16 protein-coding genes are annotated in these 21,964 nt (G+C 48.9%); 1 reads left to right on the plus strand and 15 read right to left on the minus strand.

The window, feature by feature from the left end; translation table 11 throughout:
* Positions 1–161: 161 nt before the first annotated feature.
* The 3 genes from KVT36_RS30010 to KVT36_RS30020 form a co-directional block, all read right to left on the minus strand.
* Positions 162–2,552: an ABC transporter permease gene (locus tag KVT36_RS30010; RefSeq protein ID WP_217607119.1), complete on the minus strand. Its 2,391-nt coding sequence runs from the start codon at positions 2,550–2,552 to the stop codon at positions 162–164.
* Between the two features lie 172 nt (positions 2,553–2,724).
* Entirely contained in the window at positions 2,725–3,138 is a 414-nt protein-coding gene (locus KVT36_RS30015) for a hypothetical protein (RefSeq protein ID WP_217607120.1), read from the minus strand.
* 11 nt (positions 3,139–3,149) lie between these two features.
* Entirely contained in the window at positions 3,150–3,596 is a 447-nt protein-coding gene (locus KVT36_RS30020) for a hypothetical protein (protein ID WP_217607121.1), read from the minus strand.
* A gap of 193 nt (positions 3,597–3,789) precedes the next feature.
* Here KVT36_RS30020 and KVT36_RS30025 point away from each other — a divergent pair, with 193 nt between their 5' ends.
* Positions 3,790–4,827 carry a serine hydrolase gene (locus KVT36_RS30025; RefSeq protein ID WP_217607122.1) on the plus strand — a complete coding sequence of 346 codons (1,038 nt, stop codon included), beginning with the start codon at positions 3,790–3,792 and terminating at the stop codon, positions 4,825–4,827.
* 99 nt (positions 4,828–4,926) lie between these two features.
* On the opposite strand, the gene KVT36_RS30030 is transcribed toward KVT36_RS30025, so the two are convergent.
* Genes KVT36_RS30030 through KVT36_RS30085 form a run of 12 tightly spaced genes read right to left on the minus strand, consistent with a single transcriptional unit; the run spans position 4,927 to position 21,907 of the window.
* Complete coding sequence (locus tag KVT36_RS30030) at positions 4,927–6,267, minus strand: ATP-binding protein (protein ID WP_254640262.1); 1,341 nt, start codon at positions 6,265–6,267, stop codon at positions 4,927–4,929.
* Entirely contained in the window at positions 6,264–10,169 is a 3,906-nt protein-coding gene (locus KVT36_RS30035; protein WP_217607124.1) for a contractile injection system tape measure protein, read from the minus strand. The genes KVT36_RS30030 and KVT36_RS30035 overlap by 4 nt, the downstream gene beginning before the upstream one ends.
* Positions 10,166–12,811, minus strand: coding sequence for a hypothetical protein (locus KVT36_RS30040; protein WP_217607125.1), 2,646 nt, complete (start codon positions 12,809–12,811; stop codon positions 10,166–10,168). The genes KVT36_RS30035 and KVT36_RS30040 overlap by 4 nt, the downstream gene beginning before the upstream one ends.
* 33 nt (positions 12,812–12,844) lie before the next feature.
* Positions 12,845–13,630 carry a hypothetical protein gene (locus KVT36_RS30045; protein ID WP_217607126.1) on the minus strand — a complete coding sequence of 262 codons (786 nt, stop codon included), beginning with the start codon at positions 13,628–13,630 and terminating at the stop codon, positions 12,845–12,847.
* Between the two features lie 12 nt (positions 13,631–13,642).
* On the minus strand, positions 13,643–17,473 hold the full coding sequence (locus KVT36_RS30050) for a hypothetical protein (protein ID WP_217607127.1): 3,831 nt from the start codon (positions 17,471–17,473) through the stop codon (positions 13,643–13,645).
* Positions 17,470–17,892, minus strand: a complete 423-nt coding sequence (locus KVT36_RS30055; RefSeq protein WP_089915563.1) for a GPW/gp25 family protein — start codon at positions 17,890–17,892, stop codon at positions 17,470–17,472. The genes KVT36_RS30050 and KVT36_RS30055 overlap by 4 nt, the downstream gene beginning before the upstream one ends.
* A gap of 2 nt (positions 17,893–17,894) precedes the next feature.
* Positions 17,895–18,197 carry a PAAR domain-containing protein gene (locus tag KVT36_RS30060; RefSeq protein ID WP_217607128.1) on the minus strand — a complete coding sequence of 101 codons (303 nt, stop codon included), beginning with the start codon at positions 18,195–18,197 and terminating at the stop codon, positions 17,895–17,897.
* Between the two features lie 16 nt (positions 18,198–18,213).
* Positions 18,214–20,028, minus strand: a complete 1,815-nt coding sequence (gene vgrG, locus KVT36_RS30065; protein ID WP_217607129.1) for a type VI secretion system tip protein VgrG — start codon at positions 20,026–20,028, stop codon at positions 18,214–18,216.
* Positions 20,029–20,033: 5 nt separating this feature from the next.
* The gene (locus KVT36_RS30070; protein WP_217607130.1) at positions 20,034–20,726 is read right to left on the minus strand and encodes a hypothetical protein; all 693 of its coding nucleotides are present in this window, start codon (positions 20,724–20,726) and stop codon (positions 20,034–20,036) included.
* A 12-nt stretch (positions 20,727–20,738) separates the two neighbouring features.
* Entirely contained in the window at positions 20,739–20,909 is a 171-nt protein-coding gene (locus KVT36_RS30075) for a DUF5908 family protein (protein ID WP_217607131.1), read from the minus strand.
* A 3-nt stretch (positions 20,910–20,912) separates the two neighbouring features.
* Entirely contained in the window at positions 20,913–21,401 is a 489-nt protein-coding gene (locus tag KVT36_RS30080; protein ID WP_217607132.1) for a phage tail protein, read from the minus strand.
* 17 nt (positions 21,402–21,418) lie between these two features.
* Positions 21,419–21,907: a phage tail protein gene (locus tag KVT36_RS30085; RefSeq protein WP_217607133.1), complete on the minus strand. Its 489-nt coding sequence runs from the start codon at positions 21,905–21,907 to the stop codon at positions 21,419–21,421.
* Positions 21,908–21,964: the final 57 nt, after the last annotated feature.

The following is a 21,964-nucleotide window of genomic DNA, read 5'->3' on the forward strand; positions in this document are numbered from 1 at the left end:
AAAACATTTGCCGCATGGGGCCTGGCATGTGGTGCACCAACGCCAGGGACGTGTGCAGCCTACCATGCAAATGGAAGAAAGTGTGCCCGTGAATGATGACCCGGGATTGGAGCATGAAGCGGATGTGATGGGCGCGAAAGCGGTGAATGGATAAAAGATAACTACTCTGCCCGTAAACTCTTTACCGGGTTCATTAACGCTGCTTTAATACTCTGATGGCTTACCGTTAATAAGGTGATGAATAATGTACCTGCGCCTGCTGCTGCAAATACCCACCAGGGTATAGTAGTGCGGTACTCATAGTTCTGCAGCCAGCTATGCATGCAATACCAGGACAGGGGCACCGATATCAGTAAAGAGATGATGACCAGCCAGGCAAATTCTTTACTGATCAAACGCCAGATGGTGAACACGGATGCACCTAATACCTTGCGCACGCCAATTTCCTTGGTGCGCTGTTCTGCTACAAAAGATGCCAGCCCAAATAAACCTAAACAGCTGATAAAGATGGCCAGGATGGCAAACAAGGTGGCCAGGCTGCCTACGCGCTGCTCATCTGCAAACTTCCTTGCAAATTCATTATCTACAAATTGATATTCAAAGGGTGCATTGGGCATGTAGGCTTTAAATACTTTTTCTATTTGCTGTAAGGCTGCGCTTGTACCCACATGCGGGTTTAAGCGGATGTTGAGGTAGTTGCCTTTATGATTGTCCAGCAGGTAGATGGTTTTTCTTACGGCGTAGTAAGGAGATTCCATCAGCATATCTTTAATTACACCTATTACAGTGTAAGGTTTTGTTTTTTCAAACAGGGTGATCTTAATCACTTTTCCTACAGGGTCTTTTAAACCCATGAATTTAACAGCGGTTTCATTTAAAACAATGGCATTGGAATCAGATGCCAGCTGACCGGAGAAGTCGCGGCCCTGCACAAACTGCCAGCCTACTGTTTTACCAAATTCCGAAGTGATGTAGGCTTTGGCAAACCATTCATCAGAATGCGGCCCGCTATTATCCCAATCCAGGCCATTGGCGCCAAAGCTTACGCTGGTCATACGGTTCAGGGATTCTGCTACTTCTGTTACAGCGCCGGTTTCTTTAAGCTGGTTGCGTACAGCTGTGATGTGGTCGTGAATTTCGGCTGTTGGTGTTCCTACCATAATAAGGCCATTCTTATTGTAACCTACTGCACGGTCTTTACCTAGCTGGATCTGGCGGAATACAATGATGACCCCAATGATCAAAGCAGCGGATACGGTAAACTGTACTACCACCAATACTTTGCGCGGTATGGCAGCTAAACGTCCTGCGCGGAAGGTACCTTTTAATGCTTTTACGGGTTGGAATGAGGATAAATAAAACGCAGGATAACTGCCGGCTATGAATGCGGTTAACAGGCAAAAACCTATGCCTGCGGCCCAGAACAGCGGCTCTGACCATAAGATGCTGATCTTTTTACCGGCTATATTATTAAACAATGGCAGCATTAACTGCGCAAATAACAGTGATAAGATAAAAGCGAATGCTACTACCAGTAATGACTCACTCAGGAACTGGCGTACCAGCTGCTGCCGCATGGAGCCAATGGCTTTACGGATGCCCACCTCGCGCGCCCGCTTTTCTGACCGGGCAGTAGATAAATTCATGAAGTTGATACAGGCCAGCAGTAATACGAAGGCGCCGATAATACCAAACATCCACACATAACGGATGCTGCCGCCTACACTTATACCGTTATTAAAATTGGAGAATAAATGCCAGCGGTCCATAGGGAACAGGAGCATCTGCGGATGCTGTTTTGCCTCCTCCCCTTTTACGCGGCGCAGCTTCAGATCTTTTATTTTGCTGGATACCCGGGCCATATTTGCATGATCGCCTATCTGCACATAAGTTTGAAAGCCGTCCTGGTCCCAGTTATCTTTTTGGATCCAATTGCGGTTGGCTACGTACAGCTGCCAGGGTGCCAGGTAGCCCATATCGCTAAAGTCGGAATTAGCGGGAATATCTTCATATACGCCGGTGATCTTGACATTCACCTCATTATTAATTTTCATGAGCAGCCCTATGGGATCGCTGTTCCCGAAGAAGGCCGCAGCTACTGACTTTGACAGCATAATGGAAGCCGGCTCATTTAAACCGGAGCGGCTGCCTTTAATGAGGCGCAGGTTCAGCATATCAATGGCGCCGGGCTCCATGTAATAACCGGTTTTATTAAGATGCTTGTCGCCGTTGCCAAGTATTTCGCCGGTTGCCAGCGAGGACATGATGATATGTTTGAAATCATTGCCGTACAAACTGCGTAGCTCCGGCCCCGTAGGATAAGGCGTGTTCCAGGAAACCTCTACGCCGCCGCTGGTGCTGCGGCTTTCCATGACCAACGCTATATTCCTGTAATTTTGATGATAGTGGTTGTAAGTAAGCTCATTGTACATCCATAAACCAATGAGCATTGCAACGGTTAACCCTGCTGATAGCCCGCCGATGTTGATAAAAGCGGCGGTTTTATTTTTCAGTAAATTTCTCCAGGCGGTTTTAAAGTAATTTCTGAACATACGGATGGTTTGGTTCAGGAGAGGTGTCAATAAAAATGCCGGGGAGGTAAGTGACTGGTTATCAATAAATGGGTGGAGTGAAAGTGTCCGGTTTAGGACAGTTGGTGACCGGTACGGGACGGCAGCAGTCCTCATTCTATGCCGATATTATCAGATGGTATATTCTTACGTCTTACGTAAACGGCAACAGATCAGGCTCTAAAAACTTCTGTTTTGCCTTTGGGGAATTGTAAATATCCACCTTATAGTGAAAAGCCAGCAGCTCTTTGAAGTTGTATTTCAACCTTGGAAACCTGGTTATAAAGTCACTGAAATTATCTACCGGTTCTTTATCTATGAAATGTTTTACAGCTTTGATGGCTGCTATTGTTAGTGTTTTATTGTATTTATCCCCTGCGCCAACGGCATCTACAAAGGCTATTAGCTGGCTGCAGATGTTTTGTATGGCCTGCTCAACACCATATTTTTTAACATGGATCCAGGCCAGCCGGATGTGAGCTTCGTGGGTAAACATGCCGGGAGATAATTTGCAGGCTGCAAATTGTGCTTCAAAGGTGTTGTCGTCTAAGAGGGAGTGCTGCTCCATATGGTTTATGTTTACTCAAAGGTTACTTTCCCTTTACCGTCAATGTTTGTTCTTTTGTCGAAAACAAAGTCAATATATTTTGCTTCTCCTATTTCGCCCTTTACTGCTTGTCTTACCCGGCCATATTCCTGTCCGTCCTGGTTAAATACTTTTATAGTTATAGTCTTCTCAATGGTTTTATCAAAGATCAGATAAGCTGTTAATACATTGTCAACTGTACTATCTGAACTGTTAATAATGATCTTTCCTGAACTTAAACCGCAATTTTTAAGCTCTTTGGAAATTATTACTTCGTTCTTAAATGTTTTCTCAACCCCTTGTGCAACTCCGTCGGCAAATTCGGCGCCCGTTTTGGCAACGATCTCTCCGGTTTTGTTCACGGTATTTTTGGCTTTCTGTTTTGCCCAGTTACAGGAAATGAAAAATATTGCTGTCAGTAAAATAAGCGTGTATCTCATAATAGTATGGGAAATAAAATTGGTATCCAACGGTTTAGGCATCAGGGAATGCGGTACTCATTTAGCCGAAAATAGTATAAAATTTCCAGAGTGAAAGACTGAATATTTGCATTATTAAGTTAATTAACTATTATTACCTATCCTTTAGCGGGCAGGCCTGTCCTGAACGGTTTCCACATAAAAAATTCATGAAATGAGAAGATTTTACTTTCTTCTTTTATTATTAGGGCCAGCGATCTTCCCGGTGGTTGGTCAGTCCGTTGTTAATGTACCCAACGACACGGTATTAACGGCTCTTATGCAAAAGTATAAAGTGCTGGCTTTGGGTATTGGCACTATCGAAAACGATGAACTAAAAAATGCAAAGGTCCTGGGTGAATTGAAATCAGGGACGCCGGCTCCAATCAATGCTATCTTCCAGGTAGCGTCGCTTACCAAGCCTATTGTAGAGATGACCACATTGCGATTAGTAAGCAAAGGTCTTTGGTTGCTTGATGAACCCCTATCCAAATATTGGATTGACCCTGATGTGAAGAACGATCCAAGAAATAAGCTCTTAACCACCCGTCATGTACTTTCACATCAAACCGGTTTTGTTAACTGGCGCTGGCTTCATTCAACCGGTAAACTTGCCTTCGATTTTGAGCCAGGCACTAAAACCCAATATTCCGGTGAGGGTTTAGAATATCTTAAACATGCATTGGAGGCTAAATTCAAAATGCCGCTTGCTGCGATCGTAGACAAATATCTTTTCAAGCCGGATGGTATGAAAGACACCCATTTCTTCTGGGATGACAGTGTAACAACCGACAGATATGCGATACCCCATAACAAAGAAATTGAACCATACGAAATCAGAAAAAACAAAGAAACAAGCGCAGCAGATCTGCTAATGACCACCATCAGCGACTATACGACGTTTGGGGTAAACGTTTTAAAGAAAAAAGAGTTAAGCGATAAGATCTGGCAGGACATGATACACATACAATCAAAAGATCCGGATGCAAAATTCGGACTTGGCTGGGAAGTATTTAATCATCTGAAAGGGAATGAGTTTGCACTGGTACATGGCGGTAGCGACCCTGGCGTAAGAACCATCATTATCCTTTTACCTGGATCTAAAAGAGGCCTGGTGCTCTTTACCAATAGCGATAATGGCATGCCACTTATCAAGGATATCATAAGGGCCGCGCTGGACATTGGGGAAGAATTACTTGAAAGGGCAAAATGAAACGTCATTACAATTGATCCACCAGATATAATCTGTCATAGTTGTCATCCCGGGCAGCATGCATATAACATAGTAAATATACAGAATAGGTTTTTCATCCTACACCGTTTTCCCCTCCTTCCCAAACTCCTTCCGGATACCATTCACTACATCTTTATGCAGTATAGTAGTGCTGTTACGTTTCAACGCCATCAGGCAGCTGTAACGGCTTACATTAATAATAGCGCCACCGGCCAGCTCGTGCTTTTTGGCAATTTCTTCCAGGTTTAGCTTTTCTTCCAGCTGCACGTTGGATGGGAATGCCTGCTGCCATAAACGAAAACGCTGTTCAGGGCCGGGCATAGAGAAGTAGATCATGGATTGAAAACGGCGGCCAAAAGCTTCGTCAATATTGGCTTTGAGGTTGGTGGCCAGTACGATCATGCCGGGGAAATCTTCTATGCGCTGTAACAGGTAAGCTACTTCCTGGTTGGCATAACGGTCGTTGGAGGAGGAGGTTTGCGTGCGCTTGCCGAACAATGCATCTGCTTCATCAAAGAACAGTATCCAGTTCTGGTTGGCGGCGCGGTCAAATACCTGGGCCAGGTTCTTTTCGGTTTCACCAATGAACTTGGATACGATCATGGACAGGTCTATCCGATACACATCCATGCTAAAGGTTTTGCCAAGCAGGCAGGCAGTCATGGATTTACCGGTGCCCGGCGGGCCGTAGAACAGGCTGCGGTAGCCGGGTTTTATCTTACGGCTCATGCCCCAGTCGTTCATGAGGGTATTGCCATGTTCTATCCAGGCGCGGATCTCCTCTACTTCTTCCATGGTATGATCTTCCAGCACCAGGTCGTTCCATTCCAGGCCGGTCTCAATTCGTTTAGCCGGGAAGTTTATACTGTAATCCGGCTTATGGGCAGTGCCTAGTGTAAAGTAGCTGAGATATTCCGGGTACAGGCTAAGGGTGCCGCTAAGCAGGGGTTCTTCTGCATGAGAGGGTACCAGCTTTAAGATGGAATGTTTGGCAAAAAAATGGTCGGGGCTAAACAGCTCTATCAGGCGGAAGCGCTGTTCCAGGCTGCTGGCGGCGGCAAGGAAAGCGGCTGTTTCGCCGGTGGGCAAAAATCCGCCGTGGTGTTGTCCTTTAATGCCGCCAAACTCTGTAAAGCCACGGTCGTAGGTAGCATTTTTGGTAAAAAACACATCCAGCAGCTGCGGGCATATGTGCGGTATAAGCGCCAGCAGCAGCACCAGCCGTTCTGTTGTATTCATGTTGTAATGCTGCACAATCTGCGCATATACGGCTCCGTTACCCTTTAGCTGCGGCGGCGGCAGCTGGTCCGGTAAAGTGGCGCTGCCATCTTCTGCAAAATATTTCTTCATGCGCAGGTCCACCACCTGCTGAAACCAGGCCATTTCCTGGTGCAGGATCCCTGCATTCTCATGGATCATGTGTACACCCATTCTGTATATAATACTTTATCCATCCACGGGGTTTTGACGGTGCCAATACCCCAGGGAAGCGTTTGCATAATTACGTCGTAGCCGCGTTGCTCTACCCGCAGGAACCAGGCTTCATCTGTTTCCCGGAGCGCGCCTTCGCGTTGCAGGAAAGATCCCTGGAAACCTTCCACGGAAGAATTTTTCATTTTCTCCCATTGCTGGATCACTGCCTTCAACATCTGTACCGACAGCTCCTTTTCTTCTTCAGTAAGGGTAATCTCCAGGGGTACCGGCGCTGCCAGCGGAAAGTTACACAATACCTTGTTTAATGCCAATGCATGTTCCGGGTGCTCTTCCAACCCATCTACGGTGAACTGCAGCAGGTGAATGGCGCGGTGCTGCGCTTCCTCACTGATAAATTTCCCCTTTTCCAACCAGCCTAAACGCTGAAAAGCAAATGATAAAAAGGGATGCAGCAATACCAGGCCGGCATTGCCAACATAAATAGTTTCCATCTCCGGTGGTTTAAGCTGTTCTGATTCACGGTTGTAGGGTAGCTGTTCCTGCGGCGGCTTGCTGATGGCAGCCGGCTTTTGCGTGGTGTGCAGCAGCTGCCTGTCTTTTTCGTATAGCTGCTGCCGTACCTGCTCCATATGCGCATGGGTGTGCACATACTGTGCGGCCTGCTGCTGCAGGGCGGGCAGTATATTACGCAGGTGCACATATGCGGTGATATTGATGACACCCTTGCTTACGGCCAGCCTTCCGATAAAGCTTTCTGCTGCGGATATACCGGAGCCGGTAATAAAGTGCAGAAAACGCTGCGCATACTCCGCGGCGTGGTGCACTGTAAAATGGCCGGCCAGCAACTGCATATGGAACTGGCGGAACAGCAGGCGGATCTTTTCCCGCTCCTGGCTATCGGTGATAATAATATCAAACAGCTGCTGCAGCTCCTTTAAAGCTGCATGGGGCGGGTGTCCCCAGCCAATGTGAATGTCCTGCATCATTTCCAGGAAAGTGTCATCGTCCAGCTGTTGGGCGGCCTGCTCTATTAATACAGGGTGTTGAAATATTTTCTGGTAAAAGGATAAACGCTCCTGCCGGTGCTGGTTCCGGTAAAACTGTATGGCCTCACGGAAACCACCAATAGGTTTATGAATGGTTTGCTGTAACAGCAACAGGCTATCCTGCACGGCATAAATTTCCAGGTTTTGGCGTACCTGTGATTCGTATATGCCTGCGGGTGGGGTGAACAGGTGGTAAATGCTTACACGGGCTGCCGGTTGTACGCCTGCTGCATTTAAAAGCTGCGTGAGTAATGCAGGCTTTTCGCGGTATAATAAAATGACGGCCTGTTTGAGCAGCTCATTGCTAATGGTGCTGCTGATGGTTCCTAAATAACCTGGTAACTTTTGATGCTCCAAAAAGTGGCTTAACAGCTCAATGGCCTGCTGCAGCCAGTGCTGCTGTTCTGTGGCGCTGCTAATAGTATCGTACTGGCGGAAACGGTGTAACAGACGGGATACGGCGGCCGGCATGCTAATACGTGGCAAAGCTTCTGTAGTGGCGGCAACACGAGGTTCCGGCAGCTCCTGCCACAATCCATCCTGTATAACCATGGTACCGGCGGCCGGCGGCGTAATGGCCTGCTGTAACCAGCCGGCTAACAGCTCGCGTACAGGCGTTGGCGTGGCGCCCATTGCCTGCCATAACAGGAACAACTGGTTTAGTATTACGGGTGATGGTGTAATAACATTTGCTGCTGCGGATAGCCGTTCCCGGTAGTTGGCGTATAACCATTCCAGCATTTTACTTACCAGCTCCAGTGTTAACTGCTGGTTAAAAGTGCCTGCTGTAAGGGGCAGCTGACCAGTGGCCAGGAAATGCTGCCACCATTCCAGCACCAGGCGGGCAGTTTGTTCCTTTGCAGCGGTGGTAGCGGGTACAATGCCCTTACGGATATTATCCAGTATAAGATGGTGAACCGGTGTGCTGCCGGCAGGATGGTAAACCGCTGCCCAGGCGGTTTGCTGCTCATTTATTAATTGCTGTAAATGATCGGTCAGCACAGCATTTGCAGGCGCTGCATTTTTCATTAACAGCAACAAGCTGCCGGGCAACAGGCCGGTGGTTGCAGCCCAGGATTGTATAGCGGCTGTTATGAACGCAGGTAATTCCAATTGCATGTAAGCGCTAATGGCCCATGTTTGCCAGATGCTTTTCAATAACTGCAACTGCAGGGATTGCAGGCTGGCCACGGCAGGTTGTATTTGCGCACTGATGGTTTGCAGCAAGGCATATAAACTTTCATAGGCATCCAATACCGGGGCAGGTAACTTTGCTGCCTGCATTAAGCGGAGTAATATTTCGGGTGTTGTTTCCTGTAAGCTGCGCTCTATTGCATAGGGGATGGTGCCTGCATATTTAAATACAGCAATGGCCTGCGGCATGGATTGCTCCATGAGCTGCTGCCAAAGGCTGTTAATGGAAAAATGTGCGTAAGTGCTGCCCCACCAGGGAATGCTGCCGTAAAGCAGACGGTATAATAATACATCGCGGAGCTGCTGTTGTTCCGGTGGTATGGTTTCAGCGGTGGTAGTGGTAAGCGGCGGTAAACCGTTGCTGTCATTGGCCCTTAGCTCACCGGTGGTAACAAACGATGGTAAGCCACTGCGGCCATTAGTCCCTACCCGGATATGCGCTGTGAGCTGCTGCAGCATGGTTTGCTGTGCTGCGGCGGGTTGCTGTTCTACAGTTCTTTGCACCAATGCCTCCCATCTTTTAAAAGCTGCTTCGCCTGATACTGTATTTAACATTTGCTGCAAAGACACGCGGGCGTCTTTGGCTAAGGTTATCATTTGCTGCTGCAATATTTGCAGGGAAATGGCCGGCGCCCACCAGGGGAAAGATCCATAGAGTAAATAATAGCGGAGTACCGCTACCTGCTCATCCGGTGTGGTGTTCTTATTATCCGTGGTATTGGGAGGATAGCGGCCTGCCTTCAATTGCTCACCGGCATATTCCTGGTAAAGCGTTCTTATAAAACCGCCTACGCTGGCTTCTGTCATGTCCTGCTTATAAAATAACAGGGCGTTATAGAACAGCTGTAACAAGTGCTCATACGCCACATTAAAGTGCTGCGCCATTTGCGCCAGGTGGCTGCGTACAAACTGCTTGCGGTTAAAGTAAGCGCTCGTTTCCGTGAACAGGTAATTCAGCACAAACCACCATACGGCCCTTTCCAGTGTTTTACTTTCTGTTTGCAGGATGGTTTGACGTTGCTGCAGCTGCACAATTTCCCGGCTGTAGGAGAAGATAAAAACGGCTTCTGCCGGTTCCAGCACTGTAACTACCTGCTGAATGGCTGTTATGGGAAACTGGTAAGCAATACGCTGACGCACATACGCTGCCCTGGCAATATCGCGCAGCAAAGCTGCCAGGCGGTTAGGTTCCGCACCTGCCAGGTGCATGATGGCCTGCTCCGGTTGTTTACGTTCTGCTGCAGTGGCCCACCAGGGCATGGCGCCGCTGAGCAGGTAATAACGCAGCAGCTCAAACAAACGGTCTGCACCGGTTTTAAGCTGCACCTTGCCGGTAAGCGTGTACTGCTCACCGGAGATACCATATCGCAGAATATCTGCCAGCGCCTTTTCCAGGGCCGACATTATTTTAGCGGGCAGCTCTGTTTCTACATCTTTGTATAAAATAAAACCCAGGTCTAATTCAAGGGTATCCAGCACCGCTACCATTTGTTCCGGTACGATCCTTTGCAGCAGCATATCCATATCCCCGCTGATCCGCTGCCGGAACAGGTGGCTGATACGCTCCTGCAACGCCAGGGATTGCGCCCTGTTGCTGCTTTGTACATCAAAGGTGTACTGGCGGATGATATGGTGCGCCTCACTCATAGATCAAAATAATGTTCTTCTGCCAGGATCTTAATCAATTCGCTGGTATCCTGCTGCAAGTCCTTTTTTTGACGCAGGAGATCCAGCCAGTTGAAGTACTCCTTTTCAAAGCTGCGCATAGCGCCAATGCCTAACCATTTAAACTGGATCACAAACTGCACCGGGGTATGCTCCCGGAACAGCTCTTCTGCAAAAGCCCTGAACTCCGGCAGCTGGAAGCGGGCAGGCCATGCGGGAAATACTACGGTAAGGCCAAAACGATAAAAGTCTTCCCGCAACATCTGGCCGTTACCCTGCTTTACGTAAAACTCAAAGTAGGCATGCTGCGCTGCAGCTTCTTCCTGCAGCTTGCCGATGGCTTCTTCCCTTTCGTCAAAGGTGTACCAGTAAGGATGCTCTTTTAGTACATTCCCGTCACGGTCGTACATGCGGTAACCAAAATTGCGTTCATAGTTCCAGGGTTTCATCAGCAGGTGCTCTACCAGGTAAAACCCTTCGGATTGCTCGCTGATGCTGCGCAGGTGTTTGATCATATCCTGCAGGGCATGCGTGGCATGCGCGCGGGTATTGGCCCTTATTACCACCCGCCATACTTCATGCCGGCGGTGGCGGTATACTACCAGGTATTCCCGGCGCTCTTCATCAAATACAATGCGGTAGTTCTCTGCACTTAAGCCATGCTTCAGGAAAGAAACGGGCTGGTTGCCGTAATCATACCTGTTTTCCGGCGGTGTGTCCGGCAGGTCCTGCAGCGTTACCTTGATCACCTCATCACGTACTGTGTATTCTTTGGTAAGCCACAGGTGCATGTGATCCGGCCGTGTGTGCACCTCTACTTTTAAATGTTCTGCATCAAATACTTCGCTGAGGCGTTTGCGTTTACCGCCGGGTATATACAGTAAATGACGCAGCCAGTTCTCATAACCCGACCATTCGCCGGGCGTAAAAAGATCTGCTGTATAATCGAATGAATGCAGGCGGTTGGCAGTTAGCTTTACCACATTTCGGAGGATGTCTGCTTTCCATTCCAGCTCCCGGCTTATGCGGGGCTCATTAGCTGCATCCCCGTATACATGCTCATAAACCGTTACGGGGTATTTCATGAGCGACAGGTTAAAGCGGGCCAGCAAATGATCCAGGACCCGGGTTTTGCGTTCCTGATAGGTTTTGCTGGTTTCCTGCTCCTGCTGCAGCGCTTTCATATAGTCATTGCCGGTATCTTCCTTAAACTCATCCCAATCCTGCCCCGGCTGTTTTCCTGTAAAGGCAGATAGCAGCTGGCGCACATGCGGCACGTTATATAAAGGCTGTACTGCGTAGGTGTAGGGCGTAGCATTTTCTGTTAACGGTGAAAAGAAATTGCCCATGCTGCCCAGCTGGGCCAGGTAATTGGCCAGCAGCTGCTCAAAGAATAACAGGTATGCCTTCAGCTGTTTGGCCTGCGCCTTACGCCGTTCTGTGGCCTGCTTATCCAGCCCTTCCTCACCAATGCCGTAAATGTAGGGGAAATGATGCTGCAGGGAATAATACCAGCTGAGATTGCGGTACGATGCTTTTAAGGGCGTATGGACATCTCCTGTTTTCTGACCTACGAACTTACGGCGGGCAATGATCTTCATTTTCTGGTAGCTATTCCAGAAAGCCACTTCTTTTAAACGGTATTCATATTTATCGCTGAATATTTTAATATCGTTCTTATCACCGGCAATCTGTAACATCGGGTAGCTGCCGGGTTTCAGGGTTAAGGGGCGGGCGGAGTAATTACCATCATCGCCGGCAATGGAGAGGGCCTTAACTTTAATAACCCCGGCCACCTCTGATACCGCCTTTACTAACACTGCCGGATCTACGATGCTGGGGCGGGGCCGCAGATCGCTTTCCACAATGAACCCTTTTTTCAACAGCGGGCCGCAGTAAATTTCTTCTATGTTATAACCTTTGTCCAGCAGCTCTGCTTCTGTAAAAAAGCGGATGGGCGGATGCAGCGCAAATTCAAATGCATTACACATATGGGCCATCAGCTCCTGGGGATCATAACGGCTATCGACCATAATCTCAGCCTTCAATGATATTTCCTGCGGCTGCAGCACTACAAAGGCTTCCACATCTTCCCCAATGTTACGGTAGGTCATCATACAGCGCTCTACTGCAGCTACCACTGGTTTCAGCGTATCCGGATCACTGGCTGCAGCGGTTACCAGCTCATCCTGTATCTGCAAAAACAGCCGGTAGGTGCCTTTGGTAGTGCCGCAGGGCTGCAGGGAGGGTATAGGCTCAATCCAAATATTCTCTATTTCATCTACTTCATCCAGGATCAGCTTACGGTAATCATTGATGGTTACGGGCGCTGAGCTGAGGATAGCGGCTTTTGCAAAAAAGGTATGCAGCAGCGGGTCAATGTTACCGTTCTTATCGGCCAGTATTTCATCAATAGGAAAATCCGTACGGTAGGCCAGGTCGGTAATGGCATAACAGAGCTGTTCCAGGATGGTAACGCCGGGATCGTGCAGGTTGTAATCTGTCCAGGTATTACCGGACAAAGCCTGCACATGGGCAATGGCTTCGCGGCGCAGCTGCTCATAGTCAAATGCAGCCTCGCGGGCCTTATCGCGGTTTATTACTACGGAAGGGGTATCTGCCATGAAACGATGATTTGAAGGATAGTTTGCTGCCTGCTAGTAATAGTATTCGTCGGGCATAAAAACATCATCTGCCCAAAGGCGGGTAATGCGGTAATAAATTTCTACTCCCGGGCCGTAATTGCTGTTGGTACGCAGCTGCAGGGCATAGTTATGCGTGCGGCCTTTCCAGCGCAGCTTGATCTTATTCCAGCAAAAGCCGTAATAAGCGCATTCCTGGCGGATCTTATTGCGGTTGCCGCCAAAGGTGCTGAGCGCATAGGCGTGCATCATGGCATGGCGGCCTGCATGTTTTAAACCGGTGCGGGCTACTACTTCAAAGGCCTGGCAGTTATCCAGCTCCTGTAAAATGGGGTACCATTTACCATCTGCCGGGATCCTGCCTACCTTGTAAGTGCCCACCCGGCCTTCCATACCAGCAAAACCGTTGATATCTACTTTAAAGTTGGGATCACATTTTTTGCCCAGGCCCAGCTTTCCATCCATATGAAAGAAAAAGGCTTTATCGTCCTGTTCCTTTTGCGCGCCTTCCCTTGGATTTGGCTGCAGGCGCAGGCTGGGATATTCCTGCTCATCTTTTTCCATCATGAAAAAAGGTTCCAGATCGTCTGTGGCGCGGTAAAAAGAGACCAGCCTTTTAGAGCCGCCCAGGGCGGATATAAGCAATCCATTTTCTTCATCCTTGGAAAAGCCATCTTCCTGTTTATTGATCGTGGAATCGATCAAATAGCCGAAGTGATTTTCTGTAGGCATTCTCCCGTTCCTGAAATATTGCTTGAGCTCTTCGCGCCCATACATTTTTTTATTTTGTTTAGCGTCCATGATGAACCGGATTTATTTGGGTTGAATACTAATTGTGAGCATTTCTTCATCAAAAGGCGAGCTGCCATGCTGCGGCGGCGGGCCTGCATCTGCCTCCTTACCTACCAGCAGCTCATTGCTTACCAGCAATCCGTCAATACCCAGGGCCTTCGGATCTTCATACAAAGACGCTTCCAGCACTGTGATCAAATGCTCATCAGAAGGGATGAGCACCCCTTCCGGTACGGAGGCGCGGATAAAGGGCACCTCTTCCAGGGCGGTATCTGTAATGCGGCCCATTACCTGCCCATTGCGCGGGTTTCTTTCATAATAAAAATGCACCAGTGAAAAGCCGGTAACATAATTCACGTAAGGCAGGCGGTTAATGAAATTCAGCATTTCCGAACGGTATAACACCGTGCCTATCTTAAAATCATTAACGGTATTAAACAGCCATGGGCAAAGGTATTGTTTGATATCTTCCTGCAGCTTTTGCAGGTACAGGTTATCGTTGTAGTTATTATCCGTGGGCGTGAACCGGATCTTACATACTACTTTTATGCGTTCATACACCGGGTTCCTGATCTCTGCCTTTACAAAAGGCGACATCTTTTTTTGTACAAAGGCCTGTATGCGGTACAGCGTGGCCAGGTCTACCTTTGGTTCCAGGGTGTTGAACTGCCCGCTGCTGTTCTTGGGCGGGGCAGGTACCACTATAATGCTCACGTCCGGCTGCTCCGGCATATGCTTCATACGGTTTGCATCAATGGGCAAACATTTTACGATCAGTAGCTCCGGAAATTCCTGCAGCAGGATCTGCGCAACATCAAAACTCAGCACCGGCCTTTGCTTATGCCGCAGGCGCTCGCTTACACGGGTATAATACTGCATTTCCGTTTCCTTTTGCCGGCCGCCAAAAGATGGAAATGGCTGCCATACCTGCTGGATGGTTTTTATATCTGTTTGAAATTTTTTGATGGAGAAAGGATCAATGGACAAGGTTTCATTCAGGCTTTGGCCGTCGCCTGCCAGCTGCCTTTCTGCTACTACGGCGTTAGGAAAAATGCCTATTACCCTGGGATTGGCGCCGGTAACCTCACTTGCGGAGATCCTGATCCAGAAAAGCTCCGGGGGCAGCATGGTACTACCGTTGCTAATGTTATCGGGCACACGTATTTTAATGATACCGCTTTTCAGCAGGTTGTTTGTATCATCCGACAACAGCTGCGTTCTTTCAAAAGGCAGCCAGCGGTTGTTGTTTAAGTGGCTCCATTTTAGCGGGGTGATGCCAACAGCAGTATCACTGTAATGTTTTTCTTCCAGCTGAAAAAGTAAAGACAGCTCTTCATTGGGATACAGGCGGTTGAAACCTATGAACAGGTTGCCCATATCTTCTGCTACCGGTACCAGCGCAAAAGTAGTGTTATTGGGTACGGGATAAGTTTTGCGGTAACCGTAGGGCAGCACCTGGTATACTTCCAGCCCATCGCCCTGCTGCTCTGTTTGTACAGATTTGAGGGCTTCCATATGTTCCAGCGTATAATTAATGGAAATGGATTTAACAATAGGCAGGTAGGGCAGGTTAGGGACCGGTATTTTCTTTTTCGGGAGAAGGCTTTTTTGCGCATTGCTCATGATCACTTCCGGGAAGATCTGCGAAAACAGGCGATGGCCAAAGGCTTCAGACGGTGACAGGAGCTCCAGGCGGACAGCGCCTTCGCGGTATAATGAAATGTCCGGCTGCCATTCTTCCGCCAGCAGCATATCGTTGGGAAATGACAGCCTGGTGAAATCCACATTCTGCAACACTGTATTTTCTGATAAATAAATTTTCCCTTCCCGGTCGCGGGTGGTTTGGAACAGGTTCAGGTTTTGCTGGTTTTGCCGTTCCGGAAAATACAGGCCGTTACTTAAGCTGCTGATGCCTATTTTAAATGCCTCGTTCTGCATGCCTGCATCATAGCCGAGATAATAGGCATCAAAGCCAGTTTCATGCCGGGGCAGGTTCAGCCATTCCAGGTTAATAGTAAAGTTGCGTGTAAAGCGGTTAAAGATGTTGCTGTTGCGGATATCCAGGAAAGAACCTACATAAGGCTGCGGGCCAAACAACAGGAAAGAGCTGTCTGCGTTTACCGGCCCTACGTTATTCTGCATCTTAAAATACTTATGGCCAGTCACATTCACTCTTACGCATACACGTTCCAGCAGCATAGGCCGCAGGTAGCTGTAAGCATGGTGAAAGCTGGTATTGTTCAGCAACACTTTTAAGAAGGGCCGTTTTGAGCTTAACCCGCCGCCGTGCGCTTTTTCATCATATACACCCCAGGGTTTGTCAGTAGGGTCCAGCGCAAAGAAAATTTCCAGGCTATTATCCGTAAGCTCCGTTATGCTGCTTTTTACACTAAAACGCGGAATGGGCTCCCATGCCTCGGGCGCCGTGTAGTACAGCAGGAAAGCGCCGGCGAGCAGCTGCATAAGCACTACGGATTCAGTGCGGTTAGATACTTTGGCAAAGTTCTGCACATAGGCTATAAACCCGCTGAAAGTGTCCGGCTCAAAATAGAGCTTTACATGCACCTGCCGGTAACCATCTTTCAGGTACATTACCGGCGAGCCAATGATAAAACCTACATTGGTATCTTCCATGGTACGGCGTGAGTCTGAAATATCATGCTGGTCCTCTCCCAGCAGCAGCCAGGGTTTAATGACCGTACCTTCTTTCTGATAATCTGCCGCGGGTGTTATTGGGTGCAGGGCCAGGTAAGGCTGCGCTTCGCGGATATCGCGCAGCTGCAGCGTGGGAGCGGCTATCTGCACATAATCACTTACATACAGGCTATACAACCCCATGATCTTTATGTTATGCACCTTTACCACATCCTGCAAAACGTAGGGCAGCGGCTCTTTACGCGTATTTGTGGCTGCCAGCAGCACCTGCCCTTTTTCTATAGTAAAGTTATGGGCTACCGGTACCGGCTCTACGAAAATATGTACCCGGTCAGGTACGGCGGGTAATGACCGGATGCCCAGCACCTGCCGGTAATAAAAATCAAGATGCCGTTTGGGCAGCTTATTGATCTGCTCCTGCAGGTGTTTATAGAGCTCTATAAATGCCAGCAGCAGGCCCATATGCGGGGTATGCTGCATCTCTGCCAGCTGGTTCCTTAGATAATAACCGGCGGAGCTGGATACCTGGTAAAATTTGGTACGCAGGTTATCATACAATGTATTCAGGGAATAAAATCCTTCAAACACCTCTGTGCCTTCACCGGGGTTATTGAATGCGCGGCTGTAAAGGCGGCGCAGGGTATGCGTCATTTCCAGGGGGCGTACGCGGTGCTCATGTAAGGCTACCTGCCGGGGAAATAAGCTGATCACCTGGTATTCAAAACGGTGCAGGCGGGTCATGTCATCTTCCAGGATATCCATTACCTGCTCTATGTAATGCCAGACGGCGTATGTTTTATCGGCCTGCCGTAATTTCTGCAGCACATCCATGAGCACTATGCCAATGTCGTACAGTAACAGGAACAGGGCTTGTGTATGATCGAACAGCTCATCATCATTCTCCGCATTGTTAAGGTTTTCGCGGATGCGCAGGAACGAGGCTTCATAGTGTGTGAAGTCAAGCGCGCTGGCAGTGATGAGCATCACCACCAGGTCAGCATGAAAAAATTCCTCCCAGGTGCCTTCTGCCTGGTTGTGAAAATTGTAGTAGTTAAACTGGGTAGCAATGTGTGTGAGCAGCTGCAGCAGCTCATGCGGCGACCTGTCATCCACTTTCACATAGTCCGGTACCAGGGCCTCCAACTGCCTTTCCAACTGACTGATACCGTCCTGTATATGTTCAAAAAAGTTGCTCATCCGTCGCTAATGTTGGTACCTTCCAGGTAGTAGAAGGGATATACCATATTATGTCTTGTGTTAGTGGCTATAATGCTGTACGTGATCTGCATGAACAGGGCGCCCATATCCTGGCTTCTGTCTGCCACCACGGCATCTATGAACTTAATACGCGGTTCATATTTTAAGAGGGCGTGGTAAATAATATGATTCAGCTCACTGATCATGCGGGAATCGGCTATTTCAAATACCAGCCTTTTTATATCACAGCCAAAGTCCGGCTGCATCAGGCGTTCGCCGGGTATGGTGCTGAGTATGATGCGGATGCTTTCTTCAATGTCCATTACATCCGACACCATTTGCACACTGGCATCCAGCTTATCGAAGGAGGGTGGAAAGCTCCAGCCGGTGCCTAAAAAAGATTGTATTTCCTTTGCCATCTTTATCCTCCTATTAATACGGTGGGAAAACCGGTTACAATTACACCGCCATGCGCTGTCATATCGCCCATGCGGGCAGCGGGGCGGCCGCCGATGAGTACCGTTGCGGAGCCCTTGACAATGCTATCCGGCGGGCCTACACAGGTAAGCATATCGCCCAGGGCAGCTGCAGGCAGCATACCTATGAGCACATTGGGCATGCCCGGCCCTATAACGGGACCGCCTACATGCGGAATGGGCGGCAGGCCCGGTGTTACCATCGGGCAGGTGTGCATATCAGTAAGGCGAGCAGCTGGCTGTCCCATAATTAATTCTTAATTATTAATTGATCATTACTGTTGCGCCCAGGACCGTTACCACGCCCCCCGATGTGAGCTGCGCGGTGCTGGTACCGGTGGCAGAAAAGGCTGTGGTGGCGGTATTGGCAATGTTCATACCACTTACGGCTACGTTGGCCGGTGTAGTAACATTTACCCCGCCGGTGCCATTCAGCGTAATAGTGCCGGTGGCCTGCAGGGTCATATTTGCTACGCTGGTGATCTCTATACCGGAAGCAGATGTTTTAATAGTGTTCTGGTTCATATCCGTGATCTGTATGCCCATGGCAGTATCGCTCATGGTAATGGTGTTACCGCCGGGTGTGGCAATGGTGATCACTTTATTCATATCATCAAACGTTACCTTTAACTGGCTTTTGGTATAGATGGCCTTTGTATAGTTGTTATTGTCTGCAGGCACTACGGGCGGCACTTTGCCTTTGCTGTACAAACTGCCCAGGATGATGGGATAACGCGGATCGTTCTCCACAAAACCTACTACCACCTCATCCCCTATTTCCGGAAAAAAAATATCGCCTGCATTGGATGTGGCGTATAAATTTCCCAGCCGTGCCCAGGTACCGGTTTGCCCGGTGGCGGTGGATGCGAGCTTTACCTGCACCCGGTACTCTGCGCCGGGATCCATGGAAATGCTCATCACCTCCCCCAGCTGTAAGCCCTGCATGGCAGGCAGCTGGCCGTTTGCGGGGAAATAGGTAAAGTTGTTCTTTTCATAGATGGGTGTACTATCCAGCCCAAACTTCACATGGGTTTCCCATTCCCCGTCCTTCATTTCGTGCGTAACAGCGGTTACATAGGCAGTACCGTCAAAGCGGGTGCCTACACCGGATAGTTCTATGAGCGTATTGGGTAATACAGTGGCATTTCCCATAAAGGATACTTTGCCGCGGACGGCCTGTAAACGCAGGCGCAGCAAGGTGCTGTCAGCCCAGGTTTTCAGCTCGGCCTGTGTTAAGGGAGTATTGGCTACCAGCTGCAAAGGCGTTTCCTGCAACAGGCTGCCCATGGCTTTTGGCGCGGGATTGCCCTGCTCATTCAAGGTGGGCTCTGTGGCGCTGGATTCCAGCAGGGCGAGTGTTTGCGGATCCCAGGCAGATGCGGACAATGATGCCGGCTGCTTTTCTGCATTCAGCTCTGCATGAAAGCTGTTGATGGATTCTCCAAAGGCCACCATCAGCACTGCCGAACCGGATACCTGCGGCGGGCCTACTATTATCTGGTCATCCTTCAGAGATACCAGGTAACCATTGAACTCTGCACGGGCCAGTAAAAAATCCCAGTCTGTTGCAAACTTCTGGAACATCAGCTCATTTACATCTGTAGTGGAGGTAACAGTAGCAGAGAGGCCGCTGTTGCCGGCCAGGGTAGACATAATTGCGCTGTCTGTCTGGTTCGCGAACACAGCATCTTTTTTATTGATGGTCATTTTCACGGCGCTGTGCTTGCAGGTAACAGTGAGCGAGAACGTACCGCTTTCATTGGCCTGTATGGATTGCTTTACGATGATGCCGGTAAAGATCTGCGTACCTGCTACCAGTCCGTAACCGGCGGTGATAACCAGGGTACCGCCAGGGACAAAATAAGCGCTGTCGCTGGCGGGGAAATCACCGGCCACACCGGATTGGGTTTCTGAAGTAGTACCGTCCAGGATCACAACTTCAGCGTAAGAGATCCTGTTGATCTCATGATGTACCCGTACGGATAGTATCGGATACAGGTCCTGTATGTCTTTACCATTAGCGGTAACGGTTACACGTAAAGTAGGGTCCTGTACGTTTGTGGGACTCGCGGCTGCCATTCAGTTTATTTCTTTAATGGTGGGAAGTACAGCTCATCACCGGGTTTAATAGCGTGTATGCTGTTTAAACCGTTCACCCGCGCTACTTCCATGTAGTGAAAAGCTTCTCCGTAAATGCGGTAGGTCATTAAAGGCAGCGTATCACCGGCTTTAACGGTACGCATATGGGTAAGGTCCGGGGAGCTTCTGCGGGCCTGCTGCGTTTTTGTTGAAAGCGGTATGGATTCCGACAGCTTGAGCTTAACCAGTGCCCGTAAGGCAGCGCCTCCGGGAGTAAACAGGGTATACTTCACTGTTATATTCTTACATACGCCGGTGAATACCTGTTCTCCCCAGGTGATGCGCAGGTAGTTGGGGCGGTGTACATCGCCCTGGTAGTCGTACACGATATCCATCATTTGCTGAACATAGTCGTCTACGGAAGAAACACCTGCGGGCAGCGGCACTACCCCGGTCCCATCTGCCAGCAGCTCCAGGTCAAAATCGCCGGATGACATGCGGGTAAATATTTCCGTGGGTGCAGAAGCTCCTAAGGTCTTTGCCTGCTCATACGCAATATTATAGCTCAGCGTATAGGTTTCCGGGTTAATGACAGCGCTGATGGAGCCTACCAGCCCCGAAGTGGCGGTAGGCTCCGAATAGCCCTGTATTAATAATTTAACAAGTGTTCCTGCTGTGGGTGTTCCGGGATCCGGCATTTGCTCCTATGTTTACCTTACTGATAAATTGTCCATGTTGCTGATCAGCTTATCCATACACTCCCGCACGATCTTTTCTTTCAGCACCTGCAGCTCTCTGCTGCCGATACTGTTGCCTACCGCTTTGGGGGCGTGTTCTTCAATGGTTACCTTGATGATCAACTCGCGTATTTCGAGTGGCATGGCTTATTTTGTTTGCTGAAAATAATCGAAGGCCAGCTCCAGTGTTTCCACCACTATGCTATTATCCTGCGCTTTGAGATCGGAGACCTTTAAAGCTACCGGGTAAGCATTGGAAAAGCTCCAGGTTGACAGTATGCTGCCATCACCATTCAGGAGGTTCAATGTTACGGTGGCGGGTGTAAAGCTGAACTGCGTAAGGCTGGTCTGCACCCACTTGGTGAGCTCAGAGCCTATGAGCATGCCGCGTTTCAGCACCAGGTTCTCATACTTAGGAGGAACAGGCAACCGGCGTGAGAACCGGTTCTCTCCTCCCTCCTTTACTTCCATTGGCGACATTTTCACGGAAAGGCCGCTCACTTCCTGGAAGCTGCCTTCATTGACGCCGGTAAATCCTTCTACCACTACACTGAAATAAAAACTCCAGGGCGGATAGTAAGGAAGCGGCACTGCTGAAGCGTCTTCCGATGGTGGCGGTGGTGAAGGATCAGGCATCTGTTATGTTTTTATGATCAGGTGATGGCTGGTAAGATGAGCATCAGGCCTTCGTGCGCTACTTCCATAGTTTCAATGGCGGCCTCGTTGGCATCGGATTTCATATCCGTTACCTGCATCTTCACCGGGAAAGCATTGAGTAAAGACCAGCTCATAGCTATCTGGCCGGTTTCATCCAACAGGCTGATGGTAACGCTGGCACGTGTAATGGTATTCATTTTTATACCGCCATCTTTACCTACATATTTTGCCCACAGGGTAGAATCGTTCTGGAACGTACCCTTTTTGAAGGTGATGTTATTGAACTTCTGAATACCCGGCATTTTCACAGTGGAAAAGGTTTTGCTGCTGCCGCCGCGATATTCGATCACCTGTGTTTCGGAAGAGAGGCCGCTTACTTCCTGGAATATGATTTCGTCTTTATCCCACATTACTTTGAAGGAAAATTTTACTAATGGCCATATGTTGGCCGACTGGGTAGAACCGTCTGTTTTTAAATCTGGCATAAAATGAGTTTAATAACGAGTTATTCAAATAGGATTGAAGCTGAAAGCTTTAAGCCT

Origin of the sequence: Chitinophaga sp. GbtcB8 (assembly GCF_019091455.1) — a bacterium.
Classification (GTDB): Bacteria; Bacteroidota; Bacteroidia; order Chitinophagales; family Chitinophagaceae; genus Chitinophaga.

Bases quoted from the DNA above. Each gene is read 5' to 3' on its own strand.
- KVT36_RS30010 (WP_217607119.1), bottom strand. From the start codon at position 2,552: ATGTTCAGAAATTACTTTAAAACCGCCTGGAGAAATTTACTGAAAAAT.
- KVT36_RS30015 (WP_217607120.1), bottom strand. From the start codon at position 3,138: ATGGAGCAGCACTCCCTCTTAGACGACAACACCTTTGAAGCACAATTT.
- KVT36_RS30020 (WP_217607121.1), bottom strand. From the start codon at position 3,596: ATGAGATACACGCTTATTTTACTGACAGCAATATTTTTCATTTCCTGT.
- KVT36_RS30025 (WP_217607122.1), top strand. From the start codon at position 3,790: ATGAGAAGATTTTACTTTCTTCTTTTATTATTAGGGCCAGCGATCTTC.
- KVT36_RS30030 (WP_254640262.1), bottom strand. From the start codon at position 6,267: ATGATCCATGAGAATGCAGGGATCCTGCACCAGGAAATGGCCTGGTTT.
- KVT36_RS30035 (WP_217607124.1), bottom strand. From the start codon at position 10,169: ATGAGTGAGGCGCACCATATCATCCGCCAGTACACCTTTGATGTACAA.
- KVT36_RS30040 (WP_217607125.1), bottom strand. From the start codon at position 12,811: ATGGCAGATACCCCTTCCGTAGTAATAAACCGCGATAAGGCCCGCGAG.
- KVT36_RS30045 (WP_217607126.1), bottom strand. From the start codon at position 13,630: ATGGACGCTAAACAAAATAAAAAAATGTATGGGCGCGAAGAGCTCAAG.
- KVT36_RS30050 (WP_217607127.1), bottom strand. From the start codon at position 17,473: ATGAGCAACTTTTTTGAACATATACAGGACGGTATCAGTCAGTTGGAA.
- KVT36_RS30055 (WP_089915563.1), bottom strand. From the start codon at position 17,892: ATGGCAAAGGAAATACAATCTTTTTTAGGCACCGGCTGGAGCTTTCCA.
- KVT36_RS30060 (WP_217607128.1), bottom strand. From the start codon at position 18,197: ATGGGACAGCCAGCTGCTCGCCTTACTGATATGCACACCTGCCCGATG.
- vgrG (WP_217607129.1), bottom strand. From the start codon at position 20,028: ATGGCAGCCGCGAGTCCCACAAACGTACAGGACCCTACTTTACGTGTA.
- KVT36_RS30070 (WP_217607130.1), bottom strand. From the start codon at position 20,726: ATGCCGGATCCCGGAACACCCACAGCAGGAACACTTGTTAAATTATTA.
- KVT36_RS30075 (WP_217607131.1), bottom strand. From the start codon at position 20,909: ATGCCACTCGAAATACGCGAGTTGATCATCAAGGTAACCATTGAAGAA.
- KVT36_RS30080 (WP_217607132.1), bottom strand. From the start codon at position 21,401: ATGCCTGATCCTTCACCACCGCCACCATCGGAAGACGCTTCAGCAGTG.
- KVT36_RS30085 (WP_217607133.1), bottom strand. From the start codon at position 21,907: ATGCCAGATTTAAAAACAGACGGTTCTACCCAGTCGGCCAACATATGG.